A 5,358-nucleotide genomic window follows, 5' to 3' on the forward strand; every position below is an offset into this window, starting at 1 on the left:
GATGGTGTGTGGTTGTTCTTTGAGAACTCAACAGGGTGCTTGTAAAGCCAGTGCCAATTGTTTTATACCCCGGACTGGTCAGTTTTTGCTGGCTGGTTGGGATTCCTTTGGCAACACTTTTGTTGTCGGGATGGATTGTTCAACAGGTTTTTGTTGGAGAGTTTGATCCTGGCTCAGGACGAACGCTGGCGGCGTGCTTAACACATGCAAGTCGAGCGGAAAGGCCCTTCGGGGTACTCGAGCGGCGAACGGGTGAGTAACACGTGAGCAACCTGCCCTAGGCTTTGGGATAACCCTCGGAAACGGGGGCTAATACCGAATATTACCGTTGACCGCATGGTTGGTGGTGGAAAGTTTTTCGGCCTGGGATGGGCTCGCGGCCTATCAGCTTGTTGGTGGGGTGATGGCCTACCAAGGCGACGACGGGTAGCCGGCCTGAGAGGGCGACCGGCCACACTGGGACTGAGACACGGCCCAGACTCCTACGGGAGGCAGCAGTGGGGAATATTGCACAATGGGCGGAAGCCTGATGCAGCGACGCCGCGTGAGGGATGACGGCCTTCGGGTTGTAAACCTCTTTCAGCAGGGACGAAGCGTAAGTGACGGTACCTGCAGAAGAAGCGCCGGCCAACTACGTGCCAGCAGCCGCGGTAAGACGTAGGGCGCGAGCGTTGTCCGGATTTATTGGGCGTAAAGAGCTCGTAGGCGGCTTGTCGCGTCGACTGTGAAAACCCGCAGCTCAACTGCGGGCCTGCAGTCGATACGGGCAGGCTAGAGTTCGGTAGGGGAGACTGGAATTCCTGGTGTAGCGGTGAAATGCGCAGATATCAGGAGGAACACCGGTGGCGAAGGCGGGTCTCTGGGCCGATACTGACGCTGAGGAGCGAAAGCGTGGGGAGCGAACAGGATTAGATACCCTGGTAGTCCACGCTGTAAACGTTGGGCGCTAGGTGTGGGGGGCCTCTCCGGTTCTCTGTGCCGCAGCTAACGCATTAAGCGCCCCGCCTGGGGAGTACGGCCGCAAGGCTAAAACTCAAAGGAATTGACGGGGGCCCGCACAAGCGGCGGAGCATGCGGATTAATTCGATGCAACGCGAAGAACCTTACCTGGGTTTGACATGGCCGCAAAACTGTCAGAGATGGCAGGTCCTTCGGGGGCGGTCACAGGTGGTGCATGGCTGTCGTCAGCTCGTGTCGTGAGATGTTGGGTTAAGTCCCGCAACGAGCGCAACCCTCGTTCGATGTTGCCAGCGCGTTATGGCGGGGACTCATCGAAGACTGCCGGGGTCAACTCGGAGGAAGGTGGGGATGACGTCAAGTCATCATGCCCCTTATGTCCAGGGCTTCACGCATGCTACAATGGCCGGTACAATGGGCTGCGATACCGTGAGGTGGAGCGAATCCCAAAAAGCCGGTCTCAGTTCGGATCGGGGTCTGCAACTCGACCCCGTGAAGTCGGAGTCGCTAGTAATCGCAGATCAGCAACGCTGCGGTGAATACGTTCCCGGGCCTTGTACACACCGCCCGTCACGTCACGAAAGTCGGCAACACCCGAAGCCGGTGGCCCAACCCTTGTGGAGGGAGCCGTCGAAGGTGGGGCTGGCGATTGGGACGAAGTCGTAACAAGGTAGCCGTACCGGAAGGTGCGGCTGGATCACCTCCTTTCTAAGGAGCACCATCCAGCGAAGGCTGGTATGGAGCCCGCGCCGCCCGAGTGTGGTGGTGGGGTGCTCGATGGCGGAGACACTGGCAAGTTTTTCCTCGGCAACGGTCGGGGGCGCCTAGTACAGCCGGCCTTCGGGTTGGTGGGAACGGATGCCCGCGATGCGGCTGGGAGAAGACGTAAGCACCCTGTTGGGTCCTGAAAGAACAACCCGTGGGTTGTCTTTCAGAGCCGAAGCGCGAGGCGGTTGTCTCGTGGTGGCGCCAGGCATGACCTGGTTTCTCATACCGCCGGCGGTGGCCGGGCTGGTGGGAGACGGTGGGGTTGTGGGTTGGTCGTTTGTTGAGAATTGCACAGTGGACGCGAGCATCTTTGTGGTCAAGTTGTCAAGGGCGAACGGTGGATGCCTTGGCACCAGGAGCCGATGAAGGACGTGGGAGGCCGCGATAGGCCTGGGGGAGCTGTCAACCAAGCTGTGATCCCAGGGTGTCCGAATGGGGAAACCCGGCACCAGTCATGTGGTGTCACCCACACCTGAACACATAGGGTGTGTGGAGGGAACGCGGGGAAGTGAAACATCTCAGTACCCGTAGGAAGAGAAAACAAATAGTGATTCCGTGAGTAGTGGCGAGCGAAAGCGGATTGAGGCTAAACCGGCTGCGTGTGATACCTGTCAGGGGTTGCGTGGTCGGGGTTGTGGGACCCTGCTGAGCGAGCTGACACTCGTTCGAGAAGTTATCAAGTCAGTGGCTAGTCGAACAGTCTGGAATGGCTGACCGTAGACGGTGATAGTCCGGTAGGTGAAAGTTGCTGACCTTCTGTGGGTGTTCCCGAGTAGCGGCGGACCCCTGAAATCTGCCGTGAATCTGCCAGGACCACCTGGTAAGCCTAAATACTTCCTGGTGACCGATAGCGGACGAGTACCGTGAGGGAATGGTGAAAAGTACCCCGGGAGGGGAGTGAAATAGTACCTGAAACCGTTCGCCTACAATCCGTCGGAGCCTTGCGGGGTGACGGCGTGCCTTTTGAAGAATGAGCCTGCGAGTTAGTGGCATGTGGCGAGGTTAACCCGTGTGGGGGAGCCGTAGCGAAAGCGAGTCTGAATAGGGCGCTGTAGTCGCATGCTCTAGACCCGAAGCGGAGTGATCTAGCCATGGGCAGGCTGAAGCGCGGGTAAGACCGCGTGGAGGGCCGAACCCACCAACGTTGAAAAGTTGGGGGATGACCTGTGGTTAGGGGTGAAAGGCCAATCAAACTCCGTGATAGCTGGTTCTCCCCGAAATGCATTTAGGTGCAGCGTCGCGTGTTTCTTGCCGGAGGTAGAGCACTGGATGGTCTAGGGGGCCCACAAGCTTACCGAAATCAGCCAAACTCCGAATGCCGGTAAGTGAGAGCGCGGCAGTGAGACTGCGGGGGATAAGCTTCGTAGTCGAGAGGGAAACAGCCCAGATCACCAGCTAAGGCCCCTAAGCGTGTGCTAAGTGGAAAAGGATGTGGGGTCGCATAGACAACCAGGAGGTTGGCTTAGAAGCAGCCACCCTTTAAAGAGTGCGTAATAGCTCACTGGTCAAGTGGTTCCGCGCCGACAATGTAGCGGGGCTCAAGCACACCGCCGAAGCTGTGGCACTCACACATGAACTTCGTGCCTCCTTGATGGGGTATGCAGGTGTGTGGGTGGGTAGGGGAGCGTCGTGCCGGGGGTGAAGCAGCGGGGTGACCCAGTTGTGGACGCGGCACGAGTGAGAATGCAGGCATGAGTAGCGAAAGAAGGGTGAGAAACCCTTCCGCCGGATGACCAAGGGTTCCAGGGCCAGGCTAATCCGCCCTGGGTGAGTCGGGACCTAAGGCGAGGCCGAGAGGCGTAGTCGATGGACAACGGGTTGATATTCCCGTACCCGCGAAAGAGCGTCCCTGATGAACCTCGTTGTGCTAACCACCCAAACCATCCAAGGTCTTCGGACTGAGGGTGGGGAGCGTGGGAACCTGGCGGGTAGTAGTCAAGCGATGGGGTGACGCAGGAAGGTAGCTGATCCCGGCCGGTGGTTGTGCCGGGGTAAGCGTGTAGGCCGTGCCGTAGGCAAATCCGCGGCGCATATAGGCTGAGACGTGATGCCGAGCCGATTCAGGTGAAGTCAGTGATCCTATGCTGCCGAGAAAAGCCTCTAGCGAGTTCTGAGCGGCCCGTACCCCAAACCGACACAGGTGGTCAGGTAGAGAATACCGAGGCGATCGGGCGAACTGTGGTTAAGGAACTCGGCAAATTGCCCCCGTAACTTAGGGAGAAGGGGGGCCGGAGACGTGAAGCCCCGCGCGGGTGGAGCGTTGTATGGCCGCAGAGAGCAGGGGGAAGCGACTGTTTACTAAAAACACAGGTCCATGCGAAGAAGTAATTCGATGTATATGGACTGACGCCTGCCCGGTGCTGGAACGTTAAGGGGACCTGTTAGCTCTTCGGGGCGAAGCGGAGAACTTAAGCGCCAGTAAACGGCGGTGGTAACTATAACCATCCTAAGGTAGCGAAATTCCTTGTCGGGTAAGTTCCGACCTGCACGAATGGCGTAACGACTTCCCCACTGTCTCAACCACAGGCCCGGCGAAATTGCATTACGAGTAAAGATGCTCGTTACGCGCGGCAGGACGGAAAGACCCCGGGACCTTTACTATAGCTTGACATTGGTATCCGAATTAGCTTGTGTAGGATAGGTGGGAGCCGGTGAAGTCCATACGCCAGTATGGGTGGAGGCAATCTTGAAATACCACTCTGGTTGATTTGGGTATCTAACTTCGGACCGTTATCCGGTTCAGGGACAGTGTCTGGTGGGTAGTTTAACTGGGGCGGTTGCCTCCTAAAGGGTAACGGAGGCGCCCAAAGGTTCCCTCAGCCTGGTTGGCAATCAGGTGTTGAGTGCAAGTGCACAAGGGAGCTTGACTGTGAGACTGACAGGTCGAGCAGGGACGAAAGTCGGGACTAGTGATCCGGCACTGGCATGTGGAAGCGGTGTCGCTCAACGGATAAAAGGTACCCCGGGGATAACAGGCTGATCTTCCCCAAGAGTCCATATCGACGGGATGGTTTGGCACCTCGATGTCGGCTCGTCGCATCCTGGGGCTGTAGCAGGTCCCAAGGGTTGGGCTGTTCGCCCATTAAAGCGGTACGCGAGCTGGGTTTAGAACGTCGTGAGACAGTTCGGTCCCTATCCGCCGTGCGCGTAGGATACTTGAGAAGGGCTGTCCCTAGTACGAGAGGACCGGGACGGACGAACCTCTGGTGTGCCAGTTGTCCCGCCAGGGGCACGGCTGGTTAGCTACGTTCGGAAGGGATAACCGCTGAAAGCATCTAAGCGGGAAGCTCGCTTCAAGATGAGGTATCCCACCCACTTTGTGGGGTAAGGCCCCCAGCTAGACGACTGGGTTGATAGGCCGGAAATGTAAGCCCGGTAACGGGTTCAGTTGACCGGTACTAATAGGCCGAGGACTTGACTACGAAGCTGCTACGCGTCCACTGTGCAACTCTGAACAAGCGACAACCCCCGGTGTGTGTGTGGTTGTTTGACATGTTCATAGAGTTACGGCGGTCATGGCGGAGGGGAAACGCCCGGTAACATTCCGAACCCGGAAGCTAAGCCCTCCAGCGCCGATGGTACTGCACTCGGGAGGGTGTGGGAGAGTAGGACACCGCCGGACAATCTTTCAGT

3 rRNA genes are annotated in these 5,358 nt (G+C 58.0%); all 3 read left to right on the forward strand.

The features are described 5' to 3' along the window. Positions 1-150: 150 nt before the first annotated feature. The 3 genes from ACIBPB_RS33590 to rrf all read left to right on the forward strand — a co-directional run bounded on the left by ACIBPB_RS33590 (position 151) and on the right by rrf (position 5,347). Positions 151-1,665, forward strand: a 16S ribosomal RNA gene (locus ACIBPB_RS33590). A gap of 374 nt (positions 1,666-2,039) precedes the next feature. Further along, positions 2,040-5,147, forward strand: a 23S ribosomal RNA gene (locus ACIBPB_RS33595). 83 nt (positions 5,148-5,230) lie between these two features. After that, positions 5,231-5,347, forward strand: a 5S ribosomal RNA gene (rrf, locus tag ACIBPB_RS33600). The 16S, 23S and 5S rRNA genes sit together here, the layout of an rRNA operon. Positions 5,348-5,358 lie beyond the last annotated feature (11 nt).

The sequence above is a fragment of the Micromonospora sp. NPDC049836 genome, assembly GCF_044465125.1.
Lineage (GTDB): Bacteria > Actinomycetota > Actinomycetes > Mycobacteriales > Micromonosporaceae > Micromonospora.